Source organism: Streptomyces agglomeratus, from assembly GCF_001746415.1.
GTDB classification, from domain to species: Bacteria; Actinomycetota; Actinomycetes; order Streptomycetales; family Streptomycetaceae; genus Streptomyces; species Streptomyces agglomeratus.
In genome coordinates this window covers 5,635,305-5,660,557 of sequence record NZ_MEHJ01000001.1, presented here as the reverse complement: position 1 = coordinate 5,660,557, position 25,253 = coordinate 5,635,305, and the positions used below count along the sequence as shown (strand labels likewise).

The window sequence follows — 25,253 nt, the reverse complement described above, 5'->3', positions numbered from 1 at the left end:
TCGGGGCCCGGCGGAGACCCGTCGGGGCCGGTCCGGGGCCCGGTCCGGAACGGATCCGGAGCCGGTCCGGTTAACTTGCGCGAAACAAATGGGTCATGCTTGAGAAATCCCGTCTGCCTATGGTCGGGTCCAGCGTGTGCCACCGCACTGGCCGCACGGAGAGCTGCAACCCCATCCCCACCGGGTGGGAGTAGGAGGAGTTGGATGTTCCAGAACGCCGACGAAGCGAAGAAGTTCCTCGCCGACGAAGACGTCAAGTTCGTCGACGTCCGGTTCTGCGACCTGCCCGGAGTGATGCAGCACTTCACGATCCCGGCCGCGGCGTTCGACCCGAACGAGGAGCTGGCCTTCGACGGATCGTCGATTCGCGGCTTCCAGGCCATCCACGAGTCCGACATGGCGCTCCGCGCGGACCTGTCGACCGCCCGTCTCGACCCGTTCCGCAAGGACAAGACGGTCAACATCAACTTCTTCATCCACGACCCGATCACGGGCGAGCAGTACAGCCGTGACCCGCGGAACGTGGCGAAGAAGGCCGAGGCGTACCTCACGTCCACCGGCATCGCCGACACGGCGTACTTCGGCCCCGAGGCCGAGTTCTACGTGTTCGACAACGTGCGCTTCCAGACCTCCGCGAACGAGTCCTTTTACCACATCGACTCCGAGGCCGGCGCCTGGAACACCGGTGCGGTCGAGAACAACCGCGGTTACAAGGTCCGCTACAAGGGCGGCTACTTCCCCACCCCGCCGGTCGACCACTTCGCCGACCTGCGTGCCGAGATCTCCCTGGAGCTGGACAAGAACGGCCTCCAGGTCGAGCGCCAGCACCACGAGGTCGGCACCGCCGGCCAGGCCGAGATCAACTACAAGTTCAACACGCTGCTCGCCGCGGCCGACGACCTGATGCTCTTCAAGTACGTCGTGAAGAACGTCGCCTGGCGCAACGGCAAGACCGCGACCTTCATGCCGAAGCCGATCTTCGGTGACAACGGTTCGGGCATGCACGTCCACCAGTCGCTGTGGTCCGGCGGCAACCCGCTGTTCTACGACGAGCAGGGCTACGCGGGCCTCTCGGACATCGCCCGGTACTACATCGGCGGCATCCTGAAGCACGCCCCGTCGCTGCTCGCCTTCACCAACCCGACGGTGAACTCGTACCACCGCCTGGTGCCCGGCTTCGAGGCCCCGGTCAACATGGTCTACTCGCAGCGCAACCGCTCGGCCGCGATGCGTATCCCGATCACGGGCTCGAACCCGAAGGCCAAGCGCGTCGAGTTCCGCGCCCCGGACCCGTCCTCCAACCCGTACCTCGCGTTCTCGGCACTCCTGATGGCCGGCCTGGACGGCGTGAAGAACAAGATCGAGCCGGCGGAGCCGATCGACAAGGACCTGTACGAGCTGGCTCCCGAGGAGCACGCGAACGTCCAGCAGGTCCCGACCTCGCTGCCGGCCGTGCTGGACGCCCTGGAGGCGGACCACGACTACCTGCTGGCCGGCGGTGTCTTCACCCCCGACCTGATCGAGACGTGGATCGACTACAAGCGCGTCAACGAGATCGCCCCGATCCAGCTCCGCCCGCACCCGCACGAGTTCGAGCTGTACTTCGACCTCTAAATCGCGCGGACCGCACGGACAGTACGGACAAGCACGCAGCAGCACGGAGGGCCGCCACCCGGATTCGGGTGGCGGCCCTCCGCGTTGTGGTGGGTCAGGCCCCCGGTGCCAGGAGATCGCGCAGTTCGGTGATCGCGCGGCGGAGTTCGGTGGCGAAGGTGTGCATCTGGGGGGCCACCGGGCGGGGGGTGCTCAGGTAGACGTTGAAGCGGGTGGGGAGCAGGACGTAGGCGACGCCGATGCAGCGGGGGCTGGTGGAGCCGAAGCCGAAGTACTGGATGTTGGCCGAGGGGGCCGAGCTGGTGCTCAGGTAGTCGTCGCGCATCTTCAGCCAGCCGGGGGTGCGGTAGAGGGCGGGCTGCTCGGTCACGCCGAGGTCGGCGCCGCGGCGGCGCTGGATCAGTTCCAGTTCCCACAGGTGCTGCTCGGGCGCCTGGCCGGCCTGGCACTCCTTCGCGCGGGCGACGTGCGCTCCGGCTGCGGCGCGCAGCGCGGTGCGTTTCGCCTTGGTGTCCGCCGCCGGGTCGTCCATCGCGGTGACGAAGTCCTGCATCTCGGGCGTGACCACGCGCATGGCCTCGGTCCGGCCGTGCCGGTACTGCCGGGTGGCGATCGACTCGTACGTGGCGCCCAGGTGCCCCTTCGCGCGCTGGTGTGCCAGCTGGTAGGCGGCCTGGACGAAGGCGTCCGGTGAGACGCCGAGCGCCTTGGCCGTGTCGGCGCCGAAGTCCTCGAAGGAGACGGTGGTGGTGGCCGTGTCGTGCCCGTACTGGGCGAAGGCGTCGGCGGCGGAGCGCGCCCGGGAGCGAAGGGTCTCGTCGTCCAGGTCGAACGTGATCGCCTCCGGGACCGGTGGACCCTGGGTGCGGGCTCCGGAGCGGCGGGCGTGCTCGTCGGCGGGGGTGCCCAGGAGGGCGTCGGTGAAGCTGAGGATGGTGGTGCCGTCCAGCTCGCAGTGCTCGACGTTGATGCCGGCCCGGCCGTCGGCGAAGACGACGAAGGTCACGGCCTTGTCGAACCACCGGTTGCCCCGGTCCCCGTACAGCAGTTCGTCGCATGCCGCCTGTGTGTCCGCCGGGGCGAAATCTTCCAGGGAGAGGCAGAACAGGGCCGTCTCGACGGTGTTCAGCGCCTCCGTGTTGCCCGGGCGGGCGAGCAGGGTCCGGCGGGCGGCCGCCCACTCCGCCCGGGCCATGGTGGTGAGGTGGCCCACCGATGTGCCGGGGGCCGGCGGTTCGGTGCCTGCCTTCATGACGGCGCGCAGGCCGGCCCGCAGGTCCTCCGGGCTGTGCGGCACGCCGTCCGCTCCGAGCACGTCCAGCCGGAACATGGCGCCGCGGTGGAACACCACGATGTGCCGTGCGTCGGACGGGCCGGGCCACGCCTCGGAGTACGGGCTGCGGACAGTGTCCAGTTCCGCTCCGGGAATCCGGGTGGTGGAGAAGAGGTACTTGTTCTGGACCATCGACTGGGGCCGTCCGCGCTGGGTGACGGGCGGAACGGCTTCCCGGTCGAGCCGGCTCTTGTAGTGGAGGGCTCCGGTGACGAGACCGGCCGCCCGGCTCACCTGTTCCTCGCCGGAGTCCTGGAACAGGAAGAAGAAGTTGGCGTTGAGGGCGATCCGGTCCCGGCGGCCCAGATAGCGGTACGGCCAGAAGGTGTCGAGCCAGCTGTGCACACCGTCGGTGGCGTCGTACTGCTCCAGGGCCCGGTGCAGGACCCGGCCGGGGCTGTCGGGGCGGAGGAACGCGGCCACCTCGGCCTCGGTCTCCGTCCGTTCTGCGGCCGTCAGCAGGGGCGCGCACCAGGCGAGGAACCTCTCGCAGCTCGCCTCCAGGGTCGGGAGCGGCACTCGCGGGAGGCTGTCCTCCTGCGAGAAGGTGGTGACGGCGACCGCTGTTGCCTCACTCGTGTTCACAGCTGTTCTCGATTCGCGTCGTGGGGACCTGACGTGTGCTCGGCGGCCGGCCGGGAGAGGTAGAGCTCCGCGTACATCCAGCCTTCCGTCTCCAGGCCGCGCGCGTCCACGCCGGCGGCCGACATCTTCTCCAGTACGAGCGCCTGCTCCTCGGGGGAGGCAAACCGCCGCTGTTTGAACACCGCGTCGACGCGGGTCGTCCGGTACCCGAGCCCGGCCAGCGCGTGCTCGACCGGATCGAAGGGGAACATCCGCAGCACGAAGTGCGCCATCCAGGGGCGGTGGCCGCCCTGCGCCCGCACGACGCGCGTGAGGGTCCGCTCGGTCACGTACCCGAGGCAGCCCGTCGAGATCACCAGGTCCGTGCCGGCGAACTGGGCGCGCTGGACGGGTGTGGGCTCGTTCCTCTCCAGGTCGGCGTTAACCGCGTCGTCGAGGAACCCGGCCTCCAAGGCGTAGGAGAGGGCGCTCGCGGAGGTGTCCAGGCCGACGAAACGGATGTCGCGCGCGGGGCGGCGGGAGCGCGACAGTTCGCGGTCGCGGGCCAGCAGGGCCTCACGAGTGCCTCCCTCATCCGCCCCCCGGCCCTCCTCGCCGCCGTAGCGCGCGTACAGCTCGTCCATGGTGGCGTCGTACTTCAGCAGGGCGGCGTTGATTCCGTACGAGCAGCCGATGTCCAGCACCTGCGGCACCGCCACCCGCCGGGTTTCCGCGTACTCCTCGATGAACTTCGCGAAGTAGGGCTTGGCCAGCTGCGGGACGCGGTAACCGAGTGGGCGCAGCACGCTGAAGTACGCGCGCGGGTCGGGCTGGGTGTAGATGTGGTCGAGCGTTACTTTTCCGGTCGCGTCGAAACGCACAGGGCTTGCTCCTCCGTGGATCGGCAGAGTTGCGGAACGCGGAACCGCTAGTCCAGCAGCCGGTCACCCCGGACGGCGCGGCTTTCGGACTCCAGGTGCGCGGGCAGCACCCGGCCGAAGAGCTGGCGGGTGCGGGCCACGCTGCCGACGACACCGGGGCGCTCGCTGTACGCGAAGATCGCGGAGTGGCGCGCGGCCTCGCCGGCCACGGGGCTCACCCGGTGCAGGGAGTACCGGCCCTTGAACAGCTGGAGGTCGCCGGGCCGCAGGGGCAGGCGCCGGATCAGATGCCCGCCCCGGCCGTCCAGTACGGCGCGGACGTCGTCGAAGCGCTCGTCCTGCGCGGACCTGATGTCCGGGCAGTACTCGAAGTCCCCGCCGGACCGGGCCTGCTGGGTGAGCATGCTCACGGTGTACTCGTTGGTGTCGAAGTGCCAGGGATGCTCCATGCCCGGCGCGACGACGTTGAGCACCAGTCCGGAGAGCGGGTCGGCCAGCTCGTGGAGCTTCGGCAGCCCGAAGCAGCGGGCGACGAACCGCTGGAACGCCGGGTGGGAGTAGAGCCGGCTGATCAGCGCGTTCGCGGGAATGCGGTCGCGGGCGACGAACGCGTTGCCCCGCTGGAAGGTCCTGCGGCCGGGATGGTCCGGCGGCAGGGCCGAGTCCACGTCGATGTTGTAGACGTTGACCGTTTCGACGTCGTAGTGGGCCCGGGGAGCGATGGCCGCGCACTCCTGCCGGAGAAGGCCGCGAAGCGACGGGTGGACGAAGTCGGGCAGCACGGTGCAGCCGAGGGCGGCCAGTTCGCGCCGGGCACGGGAGACCACGTCCTGCCCATGGGCGCCTTCGAGTTCCGTCAGGGGATATCTGGCCGTGTCGACGACTTGGTCGAGCGTGGTGGCTTCCAGAGTGCTCATGCGATCCTCTCCGCACAGGGACAGACCGTGTGTGGCGGGCAACTCTACTGATCAGTAATGGAGTTGGGGGCGTCTGTGACACGTCACACGGCGCCGGTCCCGCGGGTCCGCTGCTGTGGGGGAGGCGACCGGCCGGGAGTGCGCCCCCGCCGGGCCCTGGAATGCGCTTCTCCGGCCGAACGGCGGAAGACGCGGTGCCGCGGAGACCAAGTACCGCGGAGAGACTGAGTGCCGCGGAGGCAACGTGCCGTGGAAGTGCCGGTGAGGGGCGCGACCCGGTTGGTCGTGGGAGCGCGCCCCTCACCGGCCCCGGTTCAGCGGCCGTAGCGGATCAGGGCACGCACCATACGGCAGGTGGTGTCCGACGGCGGGTGGATGCCGATGCGCTCCGCCGTGCTGCGTATCCTGCGGTTGGGCGCCTGCGACGGGTGGTACACACCCGTGTCGAGCAGCGCGATGGCCAGGCGCATGGCCTTGAGGCGGCGGTTGTGCGTCTCGTACCACGCGCGCGGCCGGCCGGCCGGCAGCGGCGTTTTCGACAGGGGCTGCGGAGCGGTCGGGAACAGTGCGGCTGCGGTCACGGGCGTCCTCCTGAGGCGGTCGGGAACCCTCTCTGACTCCTTCGATTTTACTGCCCACCACTGACAATCGGCCCTGGCCAGAGGGCGTTTGACGGGGGGCTGGAGGTACGGTTGTGGCCATGGAGATCTGGATCAATCCCGCGTGTTCGAAGTGCCGCAGCGCGCTGCATCTGCTGGACGAGGAGGGCGCGGACTACACCGTCCGCCGCTACCTGGAGGACGTGCCGACCCAGGACGAGATCCGGGCGGTGCTGAAGCGGCTCGGGCTGGAGCCGTGGGACATCACGCGCACGCAGGAGCCGACGGCGAAGGAGCTGGGGCTCAAGGACTGGGCGCGGGACGCCGGTTCGCGGGAGCGGTGGATCGCGGCGCTGTCCGAGCATCCCAAGCTGATCCAGCGGCCGATCATCACGGCCGAGGACGGTACGGCCGTCGTGGCGCGTACGGACGAGGCGGTACGGGACGCCCTGTCGCGCTGACGCGCCGCCGGCCACCGGGCCACCGGGCCGGACCGTAAGGAGGCGGAGGCGTGCGGGGGCAAGGGCCGGCGCCGAACGGGGCGGGGCCGCGCCCGTTCGGGTGCGGCCCCGGGCTCGTCAGGACACCCGCTCGTCCTCGCCCGCCGTCTTCGCGGTCGCCAGCGCGATGCGGTTCCAGGTGTTGATCGTGAAGATCAGGGCCAGCAGGTGGGCCAGCTCCTTGTCGTCGAAGTGGGCCGACGCCCGCGCGTACACGTCGTCCGGGAGACCGCCGTCCGCGATCAGCGTCACGGCGTCGGTCAGGGCCAGGGCCGCCTGCTCCCTCTCCGTGAAGAAGTGCCTGGCCTCCTTCCACACCGCGACCATGTGCAGCCGCTCCTCGCTCTCGCCCGCCCTGCGCGCGTCGCAGGTGTGCATGTGCAGGCAGTACGCGCAGTGGTTGAGGTGCGAGGAGCGGATCTGCACCAGCTCCACCAGCGCCGGGTCGAGTCCCTCGCGGGCGGCGGCGTCGAGGCCGATCACGGCCCGGAACGCCTTGGGGGCGGCCTTGGCGAAGTCGAGGCGGGGAGCGGGACCGGCGAGCGTCTGCTTGATCTCTGTCGTCGTCATGCGTACGACACTATGAGCACAGGCGACCGGGACAGAGGTGCAATCGCATGGCGGAATCATGGGTCAATTCGGCTGAGGGACTCGGCAGTGATCTGCATCTGGAGCTGGCGGCCGCCGGCTCAGGAAGCCGCCGCGCCGTCCTCATGCGCGCGCTGCGGGAGGCGATTCGCGGCGGCCGGCTGGCGCCGGGGACCCGGCTGCCTCCGTACCGTTCCCTCGCCGCCGACCTCGGACTCGCCCGCAACACGGTCGCCGACGCGTACGCCGAACTGGTCGCGGAGGGCTGGCTGACGGCCAGGCAGGGTTCCGGCACGCGCGTCGCGCTGCGGGCCGCGCCGGCCACCCCCGCGCCCCGGCGGCGTACCCCCGTGCGGGACTCCCGTCCGGCGTACGACCTCGTCCAGGGCAGACCGGATCCCTCCGCCTTCCCGCGCGGTGCCTGGCTCGCCTCGGCCCGCCGGGCGCTGACCGCCGCGCCCCCCGACGCGTTCGGGCCCGGTGACCCGCGGGGCAGGGCGGAACTGCGGGAGGCGCTGGCGGAGTACCTGGCGCGGGTGCGGGGGGTACGGGCGGACGCCGGCCGGATCGTGCTCTGCTCGGGAGCCGCGCACGCGCTGCGGCTGCTGGCCCGGGTGGTGGGCGGGACATGGGCGGTGGAGGCGTACGGACTGCCGTTCCACCGCGCGCTGCTGGCGGACGAAGGGGTACGTACGGTGGCCCTGGAGGTCGACGACGACGGGGCCGAGGTGGGTGAACTGGCCGGCCTGGCCGGGACCGGCACCGTGCTGCTCACTCCGGCGCACCAGTTCCCGACCGGCGGGCCGCTGCGTCCGGAGCGGCGGGCGGCCGTCGTGGACTGGGCGCGGGCGACGGGCGGGCTGGTTCTGGAGGACGACTACGACGGCGAGTTCCGTTACGACCGGCAGCCCGTGGGGGCGGTGCAGGGGCTCGATCCCGACCATGTGGTGCTGATCGGGTCGGTGAGCAAGAGCCTGTCGCCGACGCTGCGGATCGGGTGGATGGTGCTGCCGGAGCGGCTGCTGGGGGCGGTCGTGGCGGCGAAGGGCGAGCGGGAGCAGTGGTCGAGCGCCACGGAGCAGCTGACCCTGGCGGACTTCGTCGCCTCGGGTGCGTACGACCGTCATGTGCGCCGGATGCGGCAGCGTCACCGGCGCCGGCGTGATCAGTTGGTCGCCGTACTGGCCGAGCGGGCGCCTCACGTGCGGGTGACGGGGATCGCGGCGGGGCTGCACGCGGTGCTGGAGCTGCCGCCCGGGACCGAGCGGGCGGTGGTGAAGGCGGCGGCGTGGCAGGGGCTGGCGGTGGAGGGGCTGTCCGACTACCGGCACCCGGACAGCAGGCGCGGGAGCGGGGCGGGGGGTGCCGGTGGCGGGCGTGACGGCCTGGTCGTGGGCTATTCCACGCCCGCCGAGCACGCGTACGCGGGTGCGCTGGACGCACTGTGCCGGGCGCTGCCGCCTGCCTGATACGAAAATTGTGAGTGGGACGGTTGAGACGGATGCGGTTGCTACTCGTACGTAACGGCACACGGAAATCCAGGCGGCCGTGGGGCACCCGGCCGCGGACAGGAGTCGCACGTGTCGCGCAAGAAGACCCTCAGCCGTAAGAAGAAGATCGCCCTGCTGGCGGGCGCCGCCGCGCTGGTCGCGGGCACCGCCGTGGTGATGACCGGAACAAGCCAGGCGTCGGTGGCCTGTGACGGGCTGGCCACCGCGGTGAGCAACAACGAGCAGTTCATCGCCGGGCAGCGGGCGAATCCCGATGCACAGTCGAACGCGCGGATCGCCAACCGGGAAGCCGTCATCGCGCAGATCAGGCGTCAGCAGGAGGCGTCCGGGTGCGACGTGGCGGCTCCGCCGGACGACGCGCAGGCGCCGCCGGCGGAGGAGACGGCACCGCCGGCCGAGGAGACGGCACCGCCGGCCGAGGGTGGCGCGGGTGCGGGCAACGGTGCGGCCCCCGGTGACGGGGCTGGTGCGGATGCCGGCGCGGGTGCGGGTGCGGGTGACGGGGCGGTCGGGGAAGTGGTCTGTGCCGGCTCCACCGTCACGCTCTCGGGGGAGGCCGGAGCGCCTGCCGCCTCCAGCGGGGAGTTCCCGGTCGGCACCCGGCTCAAGGTGACGAACCTCGACAACAACAAGTCGACGACCGTCGAGGTCACTTCGGCTTCCGGAAGCTGTGCGCTGCTCAACAACGCGGCCTTTGAGCAGGTGCGGGAGCCCGGGAAGTTCCTGATCCGCAAGGCGCGGATCGAGCGCGTCGGGTAGGGCGCGGCGGGCGGTGTAATGGGTGGCCGGGGGGCGGAACCCCCGGCCACCACGAGCCGCAATGAAGCGGCGGGCGGACGAGTCACGCGACGCCGGGCAGTCGGCGGCGCGCCGAGCAGTCAGCGGCGCGCCGGGGAGTCGACGGCGCCCCTGGGTGTTCAGTCGCGCAGCCGGCTTTCCGCTTCGGCGAGGATCTCCGTCAGGCGCAGGCCGAACGCCGCGTCGCAGGGGTGCGGCTCTCCGTCGCGTGCCGAGTCGAGCAGCGCGTCGACGGCCGCGGCGAAGGAACTGACCCCGTCCCCCCACTCCGGCAGTTCGGCCACCCCCGCCGTGCCGCGCAGTTCCACCGTCGCGCCCACCGCGCCCACCGGGGCGCTCAGGCTCAGCGTGAGTGTGCTCGATGCCTGCGAGGTGTGGCGCAGTACGAGATGGACCGTGTCCCCGGGGCCGCGCGTCGCCGTCGTCGACGTGACGTCGCCGAGGACCGGCAGGAGTACGGACAGCGCGTGCGGTCCGACGTCCCACAGCGCGCCCTTCTCGCCGCGCCACGGCGACGCGGCGTACGGGCTGTCCGCGCCGGGCGAGTACAGCGCGCCGAGCCACCGCGCGTGCGCCGTGAACCAGCCGCCCGTCGCGGCCTGTTCGTCGATCCACGGCGTCGTGCCCGTCGCGAAGCGCAGCGTGCAGAAGACGACCGACGACACGCCCGCCTTCTCCACCGCCGCCACGACCTCCCGTGCCCCGGCCACCGTCGTCGCCAGCGGCTTGTCCAGCAGCAGGTGGCAGCCGGCGGCAGCGGCCCGTACCGCCAGCGGGGCCTGGACGTCCGGCGGCAGTGCGATCGCCACCGCGTCGCACGCCGCGAAGAGGGCGTCGACGTCGTCGTACGCCGTCGTGCCGTGGGCGGCGGCGAGCGCGGCGGCCGCCTCGGGCCTGCGGCCCCAGACGCCCGCGAAACCGGCGCGGGGATGCGCGGCGAGCGCCGGAGCGTGGGTGCCGGCCGCCCAGGGGCCGGTGCCGAGCAGTCCGATGCGGGGCCGCGTCGATGATTCGGTCATGCCCGCCAGTGTGCCCGGACCGTCGGGGGGCACGCAGGGCGTCGACGGCGATCCGGGCGACTCCCCCTCTCCCCGGCGGCGCCGAGCTGATCGTCGTACACGGCGGCGGCCACACCTCGCCGAGTCGGCCGTCAACGGGCGCCCCGACTCCGCCCCACCAGCAAGGCGCTGGATGCCGTCGGCGCCGTCCTCGCCTTCGTGACCGGAAAACGGTCGTGACGCGCGGGCGTGATACGGAGGAAACCTGAGTAACACGGGGTTCACAATCGGGCAACGGACGGGAAATCAGCGCTTGCGAAGCTGCCCTCACCAGCCGCAGTACCGCAGCAGCACCCGCAAAGGATGGCGTCCGTGACCTTCAAGGCCGAGTACATCTGGATCGACGGCACCGAGCCGACCGCCAAGCTTCGCTCGAAGACGAAGATACAGGCCGACGGCGCCGAGCTGCCTGTCTGGGGCTTCGACGGGTCCAGCACGAACCAGGCCGTGGGTCACGCGTCCGACCTCGTCCTGAACCCCGTGTTCTCCTGCCCGGACCCGATCCGCGGCGGCGACGACGTACTCGTCATGTGCGAGGTCCTCAACATCGACATGACGCCGCACGAGACCAACATGCGTGCGCTGCTGCGTCCGGTCGCCGAGCAGTTCTCCGGCCAGGAGCCGATCTTCGGCATCGAGCAGGAGTACACCTTCTTCGACGGCCAGCGTCCGCTCGGCTTCCCGGTCAACGGCTTCCCGGCCGCGCAGGGCGGTTACTACTGCGGTGTCGGCGCCGACGAGATCTTCGGCCGTGAGATCGTCGAGAAGCACCTCGACCACTGCCTCGCCGCCGGTCTGGGCATCTCCGGCATCAACGCCGAGGTCATGCCGGGCCAGTGGGAGTTCCAGGTCGGTCCGCTGGCGCCGCTGGAGGTCGCCGACCAGCTGTGGGTCGCCCGCTGGCTGCTCTACCGCACCGCCGAGGACTTCAACGTCTCCGCGACCCTCGACCCGAAGCCGGTCAAGGGCGACTGGAACGGCGCGGGCGCGCACACCAACTTCTCCACGAAGGCGATGCGCGAGGGTTACGACGCGATCATCACCGCGTGCGAGTCGCTGGGCGAGGGCTCGAAGCCGATGGACCACGTCAAGAACTACGGCGCGGGCATCGACGACCGCCTCACCGGCCTGCACGAGACCGCCCCCTGGAACGAGTACAGCTACGGCGTCTCCGACCGCGGCGCCTCGGTCCGTATCCCGTGGCAGGTCGGCCTGGAGCGCAAGGGCTACATCGAGGACCGCCGGCCGAACGCGAACGTCGACCCGTACGTCGTCACGCGTCTGATCGTCGACACCTGCTGCACCGCCCTGGAGAAGGCCGGCCAGGTCTGACCGTGGGCCACATGCAGTTGGGGGCGCCCGCCGGTCCGGCGGGCGCCCCCTTCGCGTTCCGCCACGGGCGGCCGTCTGATTCAATGGGTTCCATGGCCAGCCACCGGAACACCGCGAAGGGTCGCACCGACCTGGAGCCGTTCTGGCCTTCCCGTCAGCATCATGACTTCGACCGGGTGTGTTGTCGCGCGACGAACGCGCGGGCCCTCTAAAGCCGTTCCCCGGTCTTCGGTCCAGCGCGCACGACGCAGTACGTCCCTCGACGACTCCTCCGCGCGAAAGAGCTGACCTCTCATGGCGAACACCCGTACCTTCACCGCCGCCCATGTCCAGTCCTCCGCACAGTCCCCCGCGCCGCTCGGCCGGCACCGGCTGCGGGCCGTCGACCGGGACGAGGTGGTGCGTACCGGCAGGCCCCTGGACGTGGGTGACTTCCTTCCGCCAGGCGCCACGTGGCTGCCCGCTCCGCAGCACGCGGTGCCCACGCTGCCGGGGCAGCCGCCGATGATCGGCTACCTCGTCCTCGTACCGGCCGATCAGCAGCCCGCCACCGCGCCCGTCGTTCCGGTCCGGGAGAGCGAGCCCCCGGCGGACGGGCCCGTGCGGATCGACGGCGCGCGGCGCACCGCCGATGTGGACGGGCGGACCCTGGACCTGACGTACCTCGAATTCGAACTGCTCGCGCACCTGGTGGCGCACCCCAACCGGGTTCACACCCGCGACCAGTTGGTCACCACGGTGTGGGGCTACGGGCATGTGGGCGACGGCAGGACCGTCGATGTCCACGTCGCCCGCCTGCGCCGCAAGCTGGGCGCCGAGCACCGCGCCGCGATCCGGACGGTGCGGCGGGTCGGTTACACCTACGCGCCCTGACCGGGGCCCGGCGTCACCGCACCGGCTCGCTCGCCTCACGCTGGTGCGGGAACGCCGTCGGCACCGGCGGCTCTTCCTGCGCCTCGCCCTGCTGCACGGTCACGGTCCGCTTGGGGGCGGGGACGCGGATGCCCTCGGCCCGGTAGCGCTGGTGCAGGCGCTTGATGAACTCGTGCTTGATCCGGTACTGGTCGCTGAACTCGCCGACGCCCAGGATCACCGTGAAGCCGATCCTGGAATCCCCGAACGTGTGAAAGCGGACGGCCGGTTCGTGGTCGGGGACGGCTCCGGTGATCTCCGACATGACGGCCTCGACGACCTCGGTCGTGACGCGCTCGACGTGCTCCAGGTCGCTGTCGTAGCCGACGCCCACCTGGACCATGATCGAGAGCTGCTGCTCCGGCTGGCTGAAGTTGGTCATGTTGGTGCCGGCGAGCTGGGCGTTGGGGATGATCACCAGGTTGTTGGACAGGTTGCGCACCACGGTGTTGCGCCAGTTGATGTCGACGACGTAGCCCTCCTCACCGCTGCTGAGGCGGATGTAGTCGCCGGGCTGGACGGTCTTCGCGGCGAGGATGTGCACGCCCGCGAAGAGATTGGCCAGGGTGTCCTGCAACGCCAGCGCCACCGCCAGACCGCCCACGCCGAGCGCCGTGAGCAGCGGTGCGATGGAGACGCCCAGGGTCTGGAGTACGACGAGGAAGCCCATGGCCAGCACCACGACGCGCGTGATGTTGACGAATATGGTGGCCGAGCCGGCGACTCCGGACCGGGACTGCGCCACGGACCGCACGAGGCCCGCGATGACCCGGGCCGCGGTGAGCGTGCCGGCCAGGATGAGCAGCGCGGTCAGCGCCACGTTGACGGTGTGGCCGGTCGTGGGGGTCAGCGGGAGCGCCGCCGCCGCGGCGGCGGCGCCGGCCGCCACCGCCGCCCACGGGACGAGGGTCCGCAGGGCGTCGACGATGACGTCGTCTCCGCCCCACCGCGTCCGGCTGGCGCGTTCGCCCAGCCAGCGCAGGGTCGCTCGCAGGAGCAGACCCGCGGTGACGCCGACGGCCACCGCGATTCCGGCGACGATCACGTCGTGCAGTGTGAGGGCCCGGTACATCAGTGATTCTCTCCGGTGGTCCGAGGGATGCGGCGCGGTCGCGTCGGGACGTACCGACGGCGTACTGAAGGCGTACGGGGGCGGTCCGACGCGGTCGTCATCCTGCCGCATGCGGCCGGACCCGTCCCCGGTGCCCCCACCCGGCTGCTCCTCGGGCAGGCGCTCCTGACAGGCACTCAGGCGCTTGTGACCGCAGTCGAGTCGTACGGCAGCGGGGAGGCCCGCCCCGGCGGGACGGACCAGTCGTACGGCAGCCGGGAGGCCCGCCCCGGCGGGACGGGCCTCCCGGGCCGTGCGGGCCTCCCGGGGATCAGGACGCCGTACGGGCGCGGACCCTGGCCACCAGACCCAGCAGCAGGTCCACCGCCAGGAACGCCAGCAGGCTGATGCCCAGGAGCGGCACGAACCAGCCGACCAGCGCGGTGAGCGCCGCCAGCGGCAGCAGCGCCGTGACCGGCACCTTCCGCCAGGCTCCGCGCGGCATCGGGCGGCCGGCGCTCAGCCTGCGCTCCTTCGTCGGCCGGCGCAGCCACCACATGCGGTAGCCCCAGACGATCAGCATGATGAGCACGAAGGCGACCGCCGCCAGGGCGAGTTGGTTGGGGAGGCCGAGGAAGACGCCCGTGTGGGCGTCGATGCCGAAGCGCGTGAGTTTGGCGAACAGCGGGTAGTCGGCGAAGCGCAGTGTGTCGATGACCCTGCCGTCGGCGGGGTCGACGGCCGCCGAGTCCAGGTGGACCGGGAACTGCGTGTCGGTCTCCTTGACGACGTAACCGTTGCCCTCGGTGGGCAGGGTGACCGCGAGCTTGCCCTCGACACCGGCCGTGCGGGCGGCGGCGAGGGCGTTGTCGATGCCGACGTCCGTGCCGGCCATGCCCTCGTGGGAGCCCCCGCCGCCACCGCCGTGGCCCTCGTGCGCGTCGCCGCCGGCGCCGCCGCCCTCGGTCAGTGCTGCGGAGACCACCGGGGTCGCGCCGCCGAGCTGCTCCTGTACAGCGTCGACGTTCTCGCCGGCGTACCGGGACCAGGTGAGGCCGGTCGCCGAGAGCAGGACGAGAGCGAGGACCACCCACAGGCCGGCGGCGCCGTGCCAGGACAGCGTCCTGCGGCGGCCCTTCGCCGCGCGGTCGGGCACGAAGAGCTCGCGCCTGGCCGCCCGCCTGCGCCCGAGCCACAGCAGCAGGCCGCCGAGTGCGACGACCCACAGCCAGCTCGCGGCGAGTTCGCTGTAGTGGCGGCCGAGGTCTCCGAGGTGCAGGTCGCGGTGGAGCTCGTCGAGCCAGGTACGCAGCGGCAGGGCGCCCGAGCCGCCGTAACTGGCCAGCTCGCCCCGTACCTCCGCGGTGTACGGATCGACGAAGACGGCGAGCGACTTGCCTTCTTCGACCTCGGGCGAGGTCATCAGGACCCTGGTGGTGGCGCCGTCCTCGGCGGAGGGCCAGACGGCGGTCACGGTGCCCTCGGGGTGGGCCTCGCGGGCGGCCTTGAGCTGGTCGCCGAGGGGCAGGGTCCGGTCGCCTGCCGGGACTGTGAGTTCGTTGCTGTAGAGGAACTTCTCCGCCTGGAAGGAGAGCGCGTAGAGCAGCCCGCTGGTGGCGGCGACCAGCAGGAGCGGGGCTATGAGGAGGCCCGCGTAGAAGTGCATGCGCAGGACGAGGGGGCGCAGTGCGCTCCAGGTGGTCGCGCGTTCGCCGGCGGCGGGCGACGCCGAGTCGGTTTCCGCTCGCGCGGGCTGTACGGGGTCGTCAATGGCCATGGCTGTCCTCGGAGTTGTCGACTGGTGACCTCGGTCACGGGGCATGGGAAGCGGCCCCCTGGTCACGCGTCGGACGCGGTCAGACAGTGGGAAGGGCGGGGGCCGTGGCGCGGGTGATCGGCACCCGCGGCGGCCCGCGCCGCGACAGGGTGTGCGCGAGGACGACGCCGTGGCCGTGGCGGCGCGTGGTGCGGGGCCCCGCGGGGCGTGCCGGCTGCGGCAGTTCGGGGGCCCGTACGACGACGAGCAGCAGCCGCAGCGGAGCGGCCGCCAGGGCGCCGACGGCGCGCGCGAGACGGAAGAAGGCCGCCTCGCCGCGCGCCAGCCACAGGCCGCAGACGAGCGCGGCGGCGAGGTGGGCGGCGGTCATCGCGAGCGACGACGATCCCTGGCCGTGGGCGGCCGCGGCCGCCATCGCCTCGGGGTCCATGGCCGGCTGGTGCGACGTGACGGGCATCCGGTGGTGGCCCGCGCCCGGTTCGCGCGCCGTACCGAAGACGAGGTGCAGGATGCCCTGGACGGCGAGGAGCCCGCCGCCGACGGTGGCCGCACCGTGCCACCGGTGCCCCGCGGTCCAGGCGAGGCCGCCCGTCACCGCGAAGGCCGCGAGCAGTCCCGAAACCGGGACTTCATGCCCGGACATGTACGAATGCCCCACGGCGGCCGGGATGACGCAGACCGCCGCGAAGAGCGCGGCTCGCAGGGCGCGCAGGGGCGACCGGATGTCCGTCATGGTCCGCACATGGTGCCATCCCGGCGGCCGGTGTGTACGCACAGGTGCAGGACACTGCTGTGCGGCGGGTGTTGCGGGGCGGCTGGAGGTGGTGGTGGTGGCAGGTACACCCCCGGCCCGGGTGCCCGGCCCCATGACCTTGACGGGCGGCACGGGCGAGACTGTGGACGTGCCCGGCGGACGGGCCGTCGGGGAGAGGCTGGACACCATGATCGTGACGAGAATACGCAGCGCGTTCCTTGCCGGAGTGCGCGGACTGGCACTGATGCTCATGGCGGTCACGGCATCGGTCGTCCTGTTCACGTTCACGGTCGTCTCCCTCGCGCTGATCCCCGTAGGGATCGGCCTGTTCGCCACCCCCGCCGTCCTGACGCTGCTGCGGAGCTACGCCGGCCGGCGGCGGCTGCTGGCCGCCGAGTGGTCGGACGTGCCCGTCCCGTCCCCGTACCGGCCGATGCCCGCCGACCTGCGCGGGGGTTTCGTCGGACAGGTCGAGCGGTGCGCGCTGATGCTGAAGGACCCGGCGACGGGGCGGGACCTCCTGTGGCTCCTGGTCGACATGACGGCCGGCTGCGTCAGCGCGCTGCTGCCCGCCGCGCTGTTCCTGTATCCGGTGGAGAGCCTGGTCCTGGCGGCGGGGCTGTGGCGGCTGTTCACGGAGGGGGGCGCGTACTGGTACGGCCCTGTCGCCGTCCACAGCCAGGGGACGGCCCTTCTCGCGGTCGTCTTCGGTCTCGCCGTCTTCGCCGGGTCCCTGCGCTTCAACCCGGCACTGCTGCGCGCGCACTTCGCCCTCAGCAGGTCCTTGCTCGGCCCCACGAGGGAGATGACGCTGGCCAGGCGCGTCGACCGGCTCACCGAGACACGGCACGACGCCGTCGACGCCTCGGCCGCCGAGCTGCGGCGCATCGAGCGGGACCTGCACGACGGCGCACAGGCCAGGCTGGTCGCCATGGGCATGAACCTCGGCACCATCGAGGCGCTCGTCGAGAAGGACCCGGCCCAGGCGAAGAAGCTCCTCGCCATGGCCCGCGCGTCCTCCGCCGAGGCCCTGACCGAACTGCGCGACCTGGTGCGCGGCATCCATCCGCCGGTACTCGCCGAGCGCGGACTCGGGGACGCGGTACGGGCGTTGGCGCTGCGCCTGCCCGTCGAGACGGAGGTGACGGTGAACCTGGCGGGACGGGCCGGCGCGCCGGTCGAGTCGGCGGCGTACTTCGCGGTCGGCGAGGTCCTCACGAACGCCGTCAAGCACTCCGGGGCGGACCGGATCCATGCCGACGTCCAGCACACCGACGGCATGCTGCGCATCTCCGTGACCGACAACGGTCAAGGCGGGGCGGCCTTCGCAGCCGGCTCCGGACTGAGCGGAATCGAACGCCGGCTCGGTACATTCGACGGTGTCCTGGCCGTCAGCAGCCCCGCGGGCGGTCCCACCACGGTGACCATGGAGATCCCTTGCGCGTTGTCCTAGCCGAAGATCTCTTCCTGCTCCGTGACGGCCTGGTCCGGATGCTCGAAGCCTTCGGCTTCGAGATCCTGGCCGCCGTGGAGACCGGGCCCCAACTCTCCCGCGCCCTGGCCGAGCTGGAGCCGGACGTCGCCGTCGTCGACGTCCGGCTTCCGCCGTCCCACACCGACGAGGGCCTCCAGTGCGCGCTGAAGGCCCGCAGGGCGCGGCCGGGCCTGCCGGTGCTCGTCCTCTCCCAGCACGTGGAGCAGCTGTACGCCCGCGAACTGCTGGCCGACGGCAACGGCGGGATCGGTTACCTGCTCAAGGACCGGGTGTTCGACGCGGAGCAGTTCGTCGACGCAGTACGCAGGGTGGCGGCCGGCGGCACGGCGATGGACCCGCAGGTGATCTCCCAGCTCCTCTCGCGCCGCGCCCAGGACGAGCCGATGGGCGGCCTGACGCCGCGCGAGCGGGAGGTCATGGAGCTGGTGGCGCAGGGCAGGTCCAACGCGGCGATCGCGAGCCGGCTCGTCGTCACCGAGCGGGCGGTGGCCAAGCACACGTCCAACATCTTCGCCAAGCTCGGTCTGCCGGTCTCCGACGACGACAACCGGCGCGTGCTGGCGGTACTGGCGTACCTGGACCGGGGGCAGACCATCCGCCGGCCGTCGTCGCACCTTCGCCCGTGACGCGACAGCCGGGCTAGGACCCGAACCAGCCGGCGGCGTCCAGTCGCATGCCGCCCGCCGGGACCACCTCCCGCAGCGCCGCCTCGAGTTCGTCCACGCGGTCCGCGCCGAGACGCCCGGCCCAGCCCGCCCGCAGCCGGTCGAAGATCGCGGCCGACCGCACGAGTACGTCGACTCCGCGCGGTGTGAGCCTGACCAGCTTGCGCCGGCCGTCGTCGGGGTCGTCGGCGCGTTCGACGTAGCCGAGCCGCTCGAGGCGGTCGACGGTCTTGCCCGCGGCCTGCTTGGAGACCCCCAGCCGCCGGCCCAGCTCGCCCGGCGTCACACCGTCGCGGCCGACCGCCTGGAGGGCGAAGCCGTACGCGGGGCGGACGTCGGGGTGGCCCTGTTCGGCGAGTTCGGCGTGCAAGTCGTCGATGAGCGAGCGGAATCCGGCGAACAGCAGCAGCGGGAGCGCGTACCCCTCAGCCATTGCGAAACTCGTCAACGTCGTTTACCTTTCCGTCAATCACGTTGACGAGTTTACCCGCGAGGAGACCCCTTGACCACCGCGCTGTTCCCCGACCACACCGCCGAGTCCGCTCCCGCCACCGCCCGCCGCTCCATGGAGGCGGCCACCAAGCGCCTCGGCTACCTGCCGGCCCCCGTCGCCCGCCTGGCCACTTCCCCGCAGTTGCTCGACGGTTTCCTGAAGATCAGCGCCATCTTCGAGTCGACGACCCTCGACCCCCTGGCCCGCGAGGTCGTGATCATGACGATGGCGACCCGCAACGGCTGTCACGTGTGCGTCGCGATGCACACCGCGAAGCTGACCGCACTGGGCGCCGACGCCGGTCTGATCGCGTCACTGCGCGACCCGGACGCGGGGCCGCTGAGCGACGAACGCCTCGAAGCCGTACGCCGGTTCACGCTGGACGTCATAGCCACCTCGGGCGCGGTCGACGACGACACCCTGCGGCGCTTCCTCGCCCACGGCCACACCCCGCAGAACGCGCTGGAGGTCGTTCTCGGCATCGGCGCCTACACGATGTCCACCCTGGCCAACCGCATGACCGGCGCACCCCTCGACGAGCAGCTCGCGCCGTTCGCCTGGGAGGAGTGACGGGGCGGGAAGGACGATGACCTCATGACCATGAACGAGGAAGTCCGCGTGACGTGGACGCCGTGGCCGCGGAGTTCGGCGTGACGGTGGCGGATCAGCCGTGGGCGCGCGAGGTCGAACTGCGGGACCCCGACGGCAACCGGCTCCGGGTGGGCACGCCGACCGGGTCCGGCTGAGGGATCATCCCGTACGTCGGGGTCCGTCCGTGTTTGCCAATGGAGATATCTACGAATCCTGAGGAGGTTTGAACAGGGCGCGAACCGCGCCCGTATGGGACGGAGCGCTTCTCCCCTGCCGGGACCCCCCTTACCTTCACCCGGCATCGAAGCAGAGGAGTTCCATGCGACGCGCATCTAGAAAACGTTCCACGCTGGCGAACCGGGCGATTGCCGCATCGGCCGCTCTGATCCTGGGCGGGGGTGGACTGCTCGCGGTGAATGTCTACGCATCCGCAGGTGAAGGCTGGTCCGACCCCGAACCGGCTCAATCCGGTCAGATCAAGGCCGCCGGTCAGCAGATGTCGACCATCGACTGTCCGGAGGTGGCGAACGGCCTGCCTCAGGAGATCCCCGATTCGGCACGCCAGGAAGTCGACCGGGAGCTGGCGGCTCTCGACTCCCAGATCACGGAGGCCTACCAGCGATTCGCCGATTCGAAGGAGCAGATCGCCCAGGACCCGAATCTCGCGCAGAACGCCATCCTCGGCCCGCTGAAGGACAAGCGGCTGGCCTCCATCGGCCGGATCGTCATCTCCATCGACCGTGCGGCCGAACGTCCCGAGGGCCTTGAGGGCCTGGCACCCTGCACGCTGCGCGCCGACGACAACGGAGGGGTCGGCGAAGACGGACAGGGTGACGCAGGCCAGGGCGACAACGCAGGTCAGGACGGTGACCAGGGCGGCGACCAAGCCGGCGACCAGGCCGGCGACCAAGGCGGCGACCAAGGCGGCGACCAGGCCGGTGACCAGGGCGGTGACCAGGGCGACGGCAACGCGGACGGCGAGCAGGACGGCGGCCAGGACAACGGAAACAACGGCAACGGCGGCCAGGCCGGCAACGGCCCCAACGCCGCCGACTTCGTCGACATCCAGTCCGTACAGCCGAACGTCCAGCAGCCCCGCAAACTGCGCGGCGCTTCCCGCGGCGAGTTCACCACCAACTGCGGGACGAACGAGAACGGGAAGTTCAACCCGGACAACGTCATCGTCGCCCCGGGTGTGAGCAACGGCGCGCACCACATGCACGACTACGTCGGCAACCAGGCCAACGACGCCTTCGCCAGCGACGACGACCTGGCCCGTGGCCAGACCACCTGCCAGAACCAGGGCGACAAGTCGACCTACTACTGGCCCGTCCTGCGTCTCCAGAACGGCCAGAACGAGAACGACGCCAATGCCGACGGCGGAGGCAAGGACAGCAACGTGGGAGAGATCCAGACTCCCACCGAGGTCACGCTGAAATTCGTCGGAAGCCCCGTCGGCAAGGTGACCGCGATGCCGCGCTTCCTGCGCATCATCACCGGTGACGCCAAGGCGTTCACCAACGGTGACGCCAATGCCAACGCGTCGTGGAGCTGCACCGGATTCGAGGACCGCCAGCTCAAGGACAAGTACCCGATCTGTCCGGAGGGCAGCCAGGTCGTCCGTACCTTCAACTTCCAGAGCTGCTGGGACGGACAGAACACCGACAGCGCCAATCACCGCACCCACGTGGCGTTCGCCCAGGAGAACGGTGCCTGCCCGAACGGATTCCGTGCGATCCCGCAGCTCGTGCAGCGGATCGTGTACGACGTCCCGCCCGGCCCGGGCTTCGCCGTCGACTCGTTCCCCGAGCAGCTCCACAAGCCGGGCACCGACCACGGCGACTTCATCAACGTCTTCAACAACCGGCTGATGAACAAGGTGGTGGCCTGTGTGAACGAGGGACGCCGCTGCACCTGATCCCTCCTGAGGGCGGCCGCCCCACCGGCCGCCCTCTCCGTCTGCGCGGTCAGCTCCCGTGACCGGAGTGCTTTTCCTCGTTCCCCCCACTGCCGCTCTCCCCGGAGTGGTGCGAGGAAGTCTCCACCGTCCCGCCGAGCCGGCCGCGCAGTGCTGTGACCACCTTCTGGTCGCCCACCGCGACCCACTTCCTGCCGACCAGGTACGACCCGCCGTAGTCCTTGGCCTCGTTGATCCACTCGCGCTGTCCGCGATCGGTCGCGAAGGTGGCCAGCACGTAGCGGCCGTCGCCGGTCTTGCAGTTCGCCTGGCGGAGCTCCTTCGCGTCCGTCTGGATGTTCGGCTCGCACTCCACCTTCCCGGCGAGCTGCTCCAGGCTGCCCTTCGCCGTTTCCGGCACCGGCTTCTCGTCGTCACCGCCCGCGCCGCAGGCCGTGGCGAGCAGGGCCAGAACGGCTATGGCGGAGGCTGCGTTTGCTGTACGTCGGCGTTGGTTGCGCATGCGCCCATCGTGCCCCGTTGGGCCACACGGTGGGGCGGATACGAACACATCGCACGCCCCGTTGCCGCGCCCCCTCCCCGTCATTAACGTGCGCCCGGTATGCCCCTGCCGTCCAGGTGCCCACCGGTCGACGCGCACGTGTCGACGCGCATGTGTCGACCCGTGCCGTGCCGTCCCGCCGTTCCGCGCCGTCCCGCCGTCCCCACCGAGGAGCGCCCACCGATGACCGACCGTCTGTCGCGCCGCACGCTGCTGGGCACCGCCGGAGCCATTGGCGTCGGAGCCGCGGTGGGCGGGCACACCTCAGCCATGGCCGCATCCCGCCCCCGCGCCACCGAGCCCATCGCGCCCTCCGAGCCCACCGCAGCCGCCCGCGCCGCCCTGGAGCGACTGCTCCCGGACCACGCCGGCCAGTTCCACCTCACCGCCCTCGACGCCGGTGGTCCCGACCGCTTCCGCGTCGACGGCGCCACCGACCGTATCGAGGTCGCCGGCACGAGTCCCGCAGCCGCGCTGACCGGCGTCCACTGGTACCTCAAGTACGTTTGCGGAGCGCACATCTCCTGGTCCGGCACCCAGCTCGGGCTCCCCCGGCGGCTCCCCGCGCCCGCCGCGCCCCTGGAACGCTCGGCCACCGTCCCGCACCGGTTCGCGTTCAACGACACCCACGACGGTTACACCGCGCCGTACGCCGACTGGCCGCGCTGGGAGCGGATGATCGACGTACTCGCCCTGCACGGCTGCAACGAGGTCCTGGTGACGACCGGCCAGGAGGCCGTCTACCACCGCCTCCTCAAGGACTTCGGCTACTCCGACACCGAGGCCCGGACCTGGCTGCCCGCGCCGTCCCACCAGCCGTGGTGGCTGCTCCAGAACATGAGCGCGTACGGCGGCCCGCTCTCCCCGGAGCTCATCGCGAAACGCGCCGCTCTGGGCCGGCGGATCACCGACCGCATGCGCGAGCTCGGCATGACACCGGTCCTCCCCGGATACTTCGGCACCGTCCCCGACGGCTTCGCCGCCCGCAACCCCGGCGCCCGCACCGTCCCGCAGGGCACCTGGCTGGGCCTGCGCCGCCCCGACTGGCTCGACCCGCGCACCACCTCGTTCGGCGAGGTGGCGTCGTCCTTCTACCGGCACCAGGACGAACTCTTCGGCCCCGTGCGGCACTTCAAGATGGACCTCCTCCACGAGGGCGGCTCGGCGGGCGACGTGCCGGTGGCGGAGGCCGCCCGCGCCGTCGAGACCGCCCTGCGGGCCTCGCGCCCGGGCGCCACCTGGGTGATCCTCGGCTGGCAGGCGAACCCGCGCCGCGAACTGCTCGACGCGCTCGACAAGAAGCACCTGCTCGTCGTGGACGGCCTGTCCGACCACGACGCCGTCACCGACCGCGAGAAGGACTGGGACGGCGCCCCGTACGCCTTCGGCACCATCCACAACTTCGGCGGCCGGACGACGATCGGCGCCAAGACGCACGCGTGGACCGAGCGTTTCACGGCCTGGCGCGACCGGCCGGGGTCCGCCCTCGTCGGCACCGCCTACATGCCGGAGGCCGCCGAGCGGGACCCGGCGGCACTGGAGCTGTTCTCGGAGCTGGCGTGGCGCCGGGAGGCGGTGGACCGGACACGGTGGTTCGAGGGGTACGCCGACCTGCGCTACGGGGGCCGGGACGCGGACGCGCGCGCCGCGTTCGCCGTGCTGCGCGAGACGGCGTACCGCACCACCAGCCGCGACGGCCGCCCGCACGACTCGCTCTTCGCGGCCCGCCCCGGGCTGACCGCGTCCTCCGGCACGGAGTACTCGGCGCACCGGCCCGCCTTCGACCCGGCGGAGTTCGACAAGGCGTTCGGCGCGCTGCTCGGCGTACGGGAACCGCTGCGCCGCTCGGACGCGTACCGCTACGACCTCACCGACCTGGGCCGCCAGGCACTCGCCCACCGCTCCTGGCAGCTGCTGCCGCAGCTCAGGTCGGCGTACGGGCGCGGTGACCTGGCCGCCTTCCGCGCGCTCGCCGCGCTGTGGCTCAAGCTGATGCGGCTGAGCGAGGACATGGCGGGGTCGCACCGGGCGTTCCTGCTCGGGCCGTGGCTGGAGGACGCGAAGCGCATGGCGTCCTCGCCGGCGGAGTCGGAGCAGCTGGAGCGGACGGCACGCGTCCTGATCACGACCTGGGCCGGCCGCTCGGCAGCGGACGGCGGGCGCCTCGCCAACTACGCCAACCGCGACTGGCAGGGCCTCATCGGCGACTTCCACCTGCCCCAGTGGCGGGCGTACCTGGAGGAGCTGGAGGACGCGCTGGCGGCGGACCGCGCGCCGAAGACCTTCGACTGGTACGCCGTCGAGGAGGCGTGGACGCGCGGGCGCACGGCGTATCCGCTGCGCCCGCCGAACGACGCGTACCGCACGGCCCGGCGCGTCCACGACGTGCTGGCCCGCGCCCCCTACCAGGGCGCGGTCACGGTCACCGCCGCCCCGGCCGCCCTGCCGCCCGGCGGCTCCGCGCTGCTCACCGCCGCCTTCCGCAACATGAACGGTCTGCGGGCGACCGGCCGTGTGGACTTCGCGCTCGCGGGCGTGGAGGCACGGCCGGAGGGACCGGAGTCGCTGGCGTCCGTGCCGGCGGCGGGCTCGGGGACGGCGTCGTGGCGTGCGAAGGCCCCCGCCGGACCGCCGGCCGCTCCGCTCACGCCGCTGCCGTACGAGCTGAGCACGTCGTACGGTCCCGAGGGCGAGCCACGGGTCACCTCCGTCCAGCGGGGCAGCCTGTACGTCGCCGGGCCGCTGGGCGCGGGCTGGCGGACGTACACGAACAACGGGGCCGTCTTCGGGCGGCTGGAGGACCGGTACGGGATCAACGGCGGCGGCGACGACCTGTGGAAGGCCACCGCGCAGTTCGGGGCGCTCTACCGGCAGGGGGCCCTGCGGGACGGGGGCGGTGTCGTGGTGCGGGTGGACGCGCAGGAGGTGACGGGCGCGTGGGCGCGGGCGGGCCTCGTGGTCCGCGACAGCCTCGGTACGCCGGGCGCCCCCGGGTTCCTCAACCTCGCGGTGACCCCGGCGAACGGTGTGGTGCTGTCGTACGACACGAACGGCGACGGCACGCTCGACACCTACCGGCGCGTCACCGGCGTCGGGGCCCCGGTGACGCTGCGGCTCTCGCGGGCCGCTGACCGGTACACGGGCGAGTACTCGGCGGACGACGGGGTGACGTGGCGGACGGTTGCCACGGTCGCGGTGCGGGGCGCGGCGGAGGGCGCCCAGGACGCCGGGATGTTCATGAGCGCGGCGCACGGCGGGAGCGGGGCGCGGGGGACGGTGGAGTTCAGCGGGTGGGGCACGTCCTGAGCGGTGCCGGGGCCGGCACTGGGATCTGAGGGCTGGGGGCCGGGAGCCGGGGAAC

The 25,253-nt window shown here is 71.8% G+C and carries 22 protein-coding genes and 1 pseudogene; 12 read left to right on the top strand and 11 right to left on the bottom strand.

The annotated features are described in order from the left end of the window. Window positions 1-204 precede the first annotated feature (204 nt). Window positions 205-1,614, top strand: a complete 1,410-nt coding sequence (gene glnA / locus AS594_RS24670) for a type I glutamate--ammonia ligase (protein WP_069929055.1) — start codon at window positions 205-207, stop codon at window positions 1,612-1,614. A 94-nt stretch (window positions 1,615-1,708) separates the two neighbouring features. Here the strand turns inward: glnA and AS594_RS24665 are convergent, their stop codons facing one another. The 4 genes from AS594_RS24665 to AS594_RS24650 form a co-directional block, all read right to left on the bottom strand. Further along, entirely contained in the window at window positions 1,709-3,532 is a 1,824-nt protein-coding gene (locus AS594_RS24665) for a choline/carnitine O-acyltransferase (protein WP_069929054.1), read from the bottom strand. Then, entirely contained in the window at window positions 3,529-4,392 is an 864-nt protein-coding gene (locus AS594_RS24660; protein ID WP_069929053.1) for a class I SAM-dependent methyltransferase, read from the bottom strand. Before AS594_RS24660 ends, AS594_RS24665 begins: the two co-directional genes overlap by 4 nt. A gap of 47 nt (window positions 4,393-4,439) precedes the next feature. Beyond that, complete coding sequence (locus tag AS594_RS24655) at window positions 4,440-5,309, bottom strand: HalD/BesD family halogenase (protein WP_069929052.1); 870 nt, start codon at window positions 5,307-5,309, stop codon at window positions 4,440-4,442. Between the two features lie 314 nt (window positions 5,310-5,623). Further along, window positions 5,624-5,890 carry a hypothetical protein gene (locus AS594_RS24650; RefSeq protein ID WP_069929051.1) on the bottom strand — a complete coding sequence of 89 codons (267 nt, stop codon included), beginning with the start codon at window positions 5,888-5,890 and terminating at the stop codon, window positions 5,624-5,626. A 119-nt stretch (window positions 5,891-6,009) separates the two neighbouring features. On the opposite strand from AS594_RS24650, the gene AS594_RS24645 reads away from it, so the two are divergent. Continuing rightward, on the top strand, window positions 6,010-6,369 hold the full coding sequence (locus AS594_RS24645; protein ID WP_069930761.1) for an arsenate reductase family protein: 360 nt from the start codon (window positions 6,010-6,012) through the stop codon (window positions 6,367-6,369). A gap of 117 nt (window positions 6,370-6,486) precedes the next feature. On the opposite strand, the gene AS594_RS24640 is transcribed toward AS594_RS24645, so the two are convergent. After that, entirely contained in the window at window positions 6,487-6,978 is a 492-nt protein-coding gene (locus AS594_RS24640) for a carboxymuconolactone decarboxylase family protein (RefSeq protein WP_069929050.1), read from the bottom strand. A 47-nt stretch (window positions 6,979-7,025) separates the two neighbouring features. Between AS594_RS24640 and pdxR the strand changes: the two genes are divergently transcribed. Next, the gene (gene pdxR, locus AS594_RS24635; RefSeq protein ID WP_069929049.1) at window positions 7,026-8,465 is read left to right on the top strand and encodes a MocR-like pyridoxine biosynthesis transcription factor PdxR; all 1,440 of its coding nucleotides are present in this window, start codon (window positions 7,026-7,028) and stop codon (window positions 8,463-8,465) included. A gap of 111 nt (window positions 8,466-8,576) precedes the next feature. Continuing rightward, window positions 8,577-9,266 (top strand): RlpA-like double-psi beta-barrel domain-containing protein, encoded by a 690-nt coding sequence (locus AS594_RS24630; RefSeq protein ID WP_069935378.1) that lies wholly within the window; start codon window positions 8,577-8,579, stop codon window positions 9,264-9,266. 158 nt (window positions 9,267-9,424) lie between these two features. Here AS594_RS24630 and AS594_RS24625 read toward each other — a convergent pair whose 3' ends face one another. After that, a complete protein-coding gene (locus AS594_RS24625; RefSeq protein WP_069933807.1) occupies window positions 9,425-10,324 on the bottom strand; it encodes a Gfo/Idh/MocA family protein in 900 nt (299 codons plus the stop codon). Between the two features lie 351 nt (window positions 10,325-10,675). On the opposite strand from AS594_RS24625, the gene glnII reads away from it, so the two are divergent. Both glnII and AS594_RS24615 read left to right on the top strand, forming a co-directional pair. After that, window positions 10,676-11,695 carry a glutamine synthetase gene (glnII, locus tag AS594_RS24620; protein ID WP_069935377.1) on the top strand — a complete coding sequence of 340 codons (1,020 nt, stop codon included), beginning with the start codon at window positions 10,676-10,678 and terminating at the stop codon, window positions 11,693-11,695. 294 nt (window positions 11,696-11,989) lie between these two features. Further along, complete coding sequence (locus AS594_RS24615) at window positions 11,990-12,568, top strand: winged helix-turn-helix domain-containing protein (protein WP_069929045.1); 579 nt, start codon at window positions 11,990-11,992, stop codon at window positions 12,566-12,568. 13 nt (window positions 12,569-12,581) lie between these two features. Here the strand turns inward: AS594_RS24615 and AS594_RS24610 are convergent, their stop codons facing one another. The 3 genes from AS594_RS24610 to AS594_RS24600 all read right to left on the bottom strand — a co-directional run bounded on the left by AS594_RS24610 (window position 12,582) and on the right by AS594_RS24600 (window position 16,168). Beyond that, window positions 12,582-13,679 carry a mechanosensitive ion channel family protein gene (locus AS594_RS24610; RefSeq protein WP_069930759.1) on the bottom strand — a complete coding sequence of 366 codons (1,098 nt, stop codon included), beginning with the start codon at window positions 13,677-13,679 and terminating at the stop codon, window positions 12,582-12,584. A gap of 310 nt (window positions 13,680-13,989) precedes the next feature. Continuing rightward, window positions 13,990-15,435: a PepSY-associated TM helix domain-containing protein gene (locus AS594_RS24605; protein WP_069929044.1), complete on the bottom strand. Its 1,446-nt coding sequence runs from the start codon at window positions 15,433-15,435 to the stop codon at window positions 13,990-13,992. A 79-nt stretch (window positions 15,436-15,514) separates the two neighbouring features. After that, entirely contained in the window at window positions 15,515-16,168 is a 654-nt protein-coding gene (locus AS594_RS24600) for a hypothetical protein (protein WP_069935981.1), read from the bottom strand. A 208-nt stretch (window positions 16,169-16,376) separates the two neighbouring features. On the opposite strand from AS594_RS24600, the gene AS594_RS24595 reads away from it, so the two are divergent. Both AS594_RS24595 and AS594_RS24590 read left to right on the top strand, forming a co-directional pair. Then, window positions 16,377-17,642 (top strand): sensor histidine kinase, encoded by a 1,266-nt coding sequence (locus tag AS594_RS24595; RefSeq protein WP_069930757.1) that lies wholly within the window; start codon window positions 16,377-16,379, stop codon window positions 17,640-17,642. Then, a complete protein-coding gene (locus tag AS594_RS24590) occupies window positions 17,627-18,310 on the top strand; it encodes a LuxR C-terminal-related transcriptional regulator (protein ID WP_069929043.1) in 684 nt (227 codons plus the stop codon). Before AS594_RS24595 ends, AS594_RS24590 begins: the two co-directional genes overlap by 16 nt. Before the next feature lie 13 nt (window positions 18,311-18,323). On the opposite strand, the gene AS594_RS24585 is transcribed toward AS594_RS24590, so the two are convergent. Then, on the bottom strand, window positions 18,324-18,782 hold the full coding sequence (locus AS594_RS24585; protein ID WP_069929042.1) for a MarR family winged helix-turn-helix transcriptional regulator: 459 nt from the start codon (window positions 18,780-18,782) through the stop codon (window positions 18,324-18,326). Between the two features lie 132 nt (window positions 18,783-18,914). Here AS594_RS24585 and AS594_RS24580 point away from each other — a divergent pair, with 132 nt between their 5' ends. The 3 genes and pseudogenes from AS594_RS24580 (at window position 18,915) to AS594_RS24570 (ending at window position 21,351) form a co-directional block, all read left to right on the top strand. After that, window positions 18,915-19,412, top strand: coding sequence for a carboxymuconolactone decarboxylase family protein (locus AS594_RS24580; protein ID WP_069930756.1), 498 nt, complete (start codon window positions 18,915-18,917; stop codon window positions 19,410-19,412). A 47-nt stretch (window positions 19,413-19,459) separates the two neighbouring features. Continuing rightward, window positions 19,460-19,588 (top strand): annotated as a pseudogene (locus AS594_RS24575) (VOC family protein); the annotation flags it as partial. A 164-nt stretch (window positions 19,589-19,752) separates the two neighbouring features. Then, window positions 19,753-21,351, top strand: a complete 1,599-nt coding sequence (locus AS594_RS24570; protein ID WP_069935376.1) for a DUF1996 domain-containing protein — start codon at window positions 19,753-19,755, stop codon at window positions 21,349-21,351. A 49-nt stretch (window positions 21,352-21,400) separates the two neighbouring features. On the opposite strand, the gene AS594_RS24565 is transcribed toward AS594_RS24570, so the two are convergent. Beyond that, entirely contained in the window at window positions 21,401-21,853 is a 453-nt protein-coding gene (locus AS594_RS24565; RefSeq protein WP_069935375.1) for a hypothetical protein, read from the bottom strand. A 222-nt stretch (window positions 21,854-22,075) separates the two neighbouring features. On the opposite strand from AS594_RS24565, the gene AS594_RS24560 reads away from it, so the two are divergent. After that, entirely contained in the window at window positions 22,076-25,198 is a 3,123-nt protein-coding gene (locus AS594_RS24560) for an alpha-N-acetylglucosaminidase (protein WP_069935374.1), read from the top strand. Window positions 25,199-25,253: the final 55 nt, after the last annotated feature.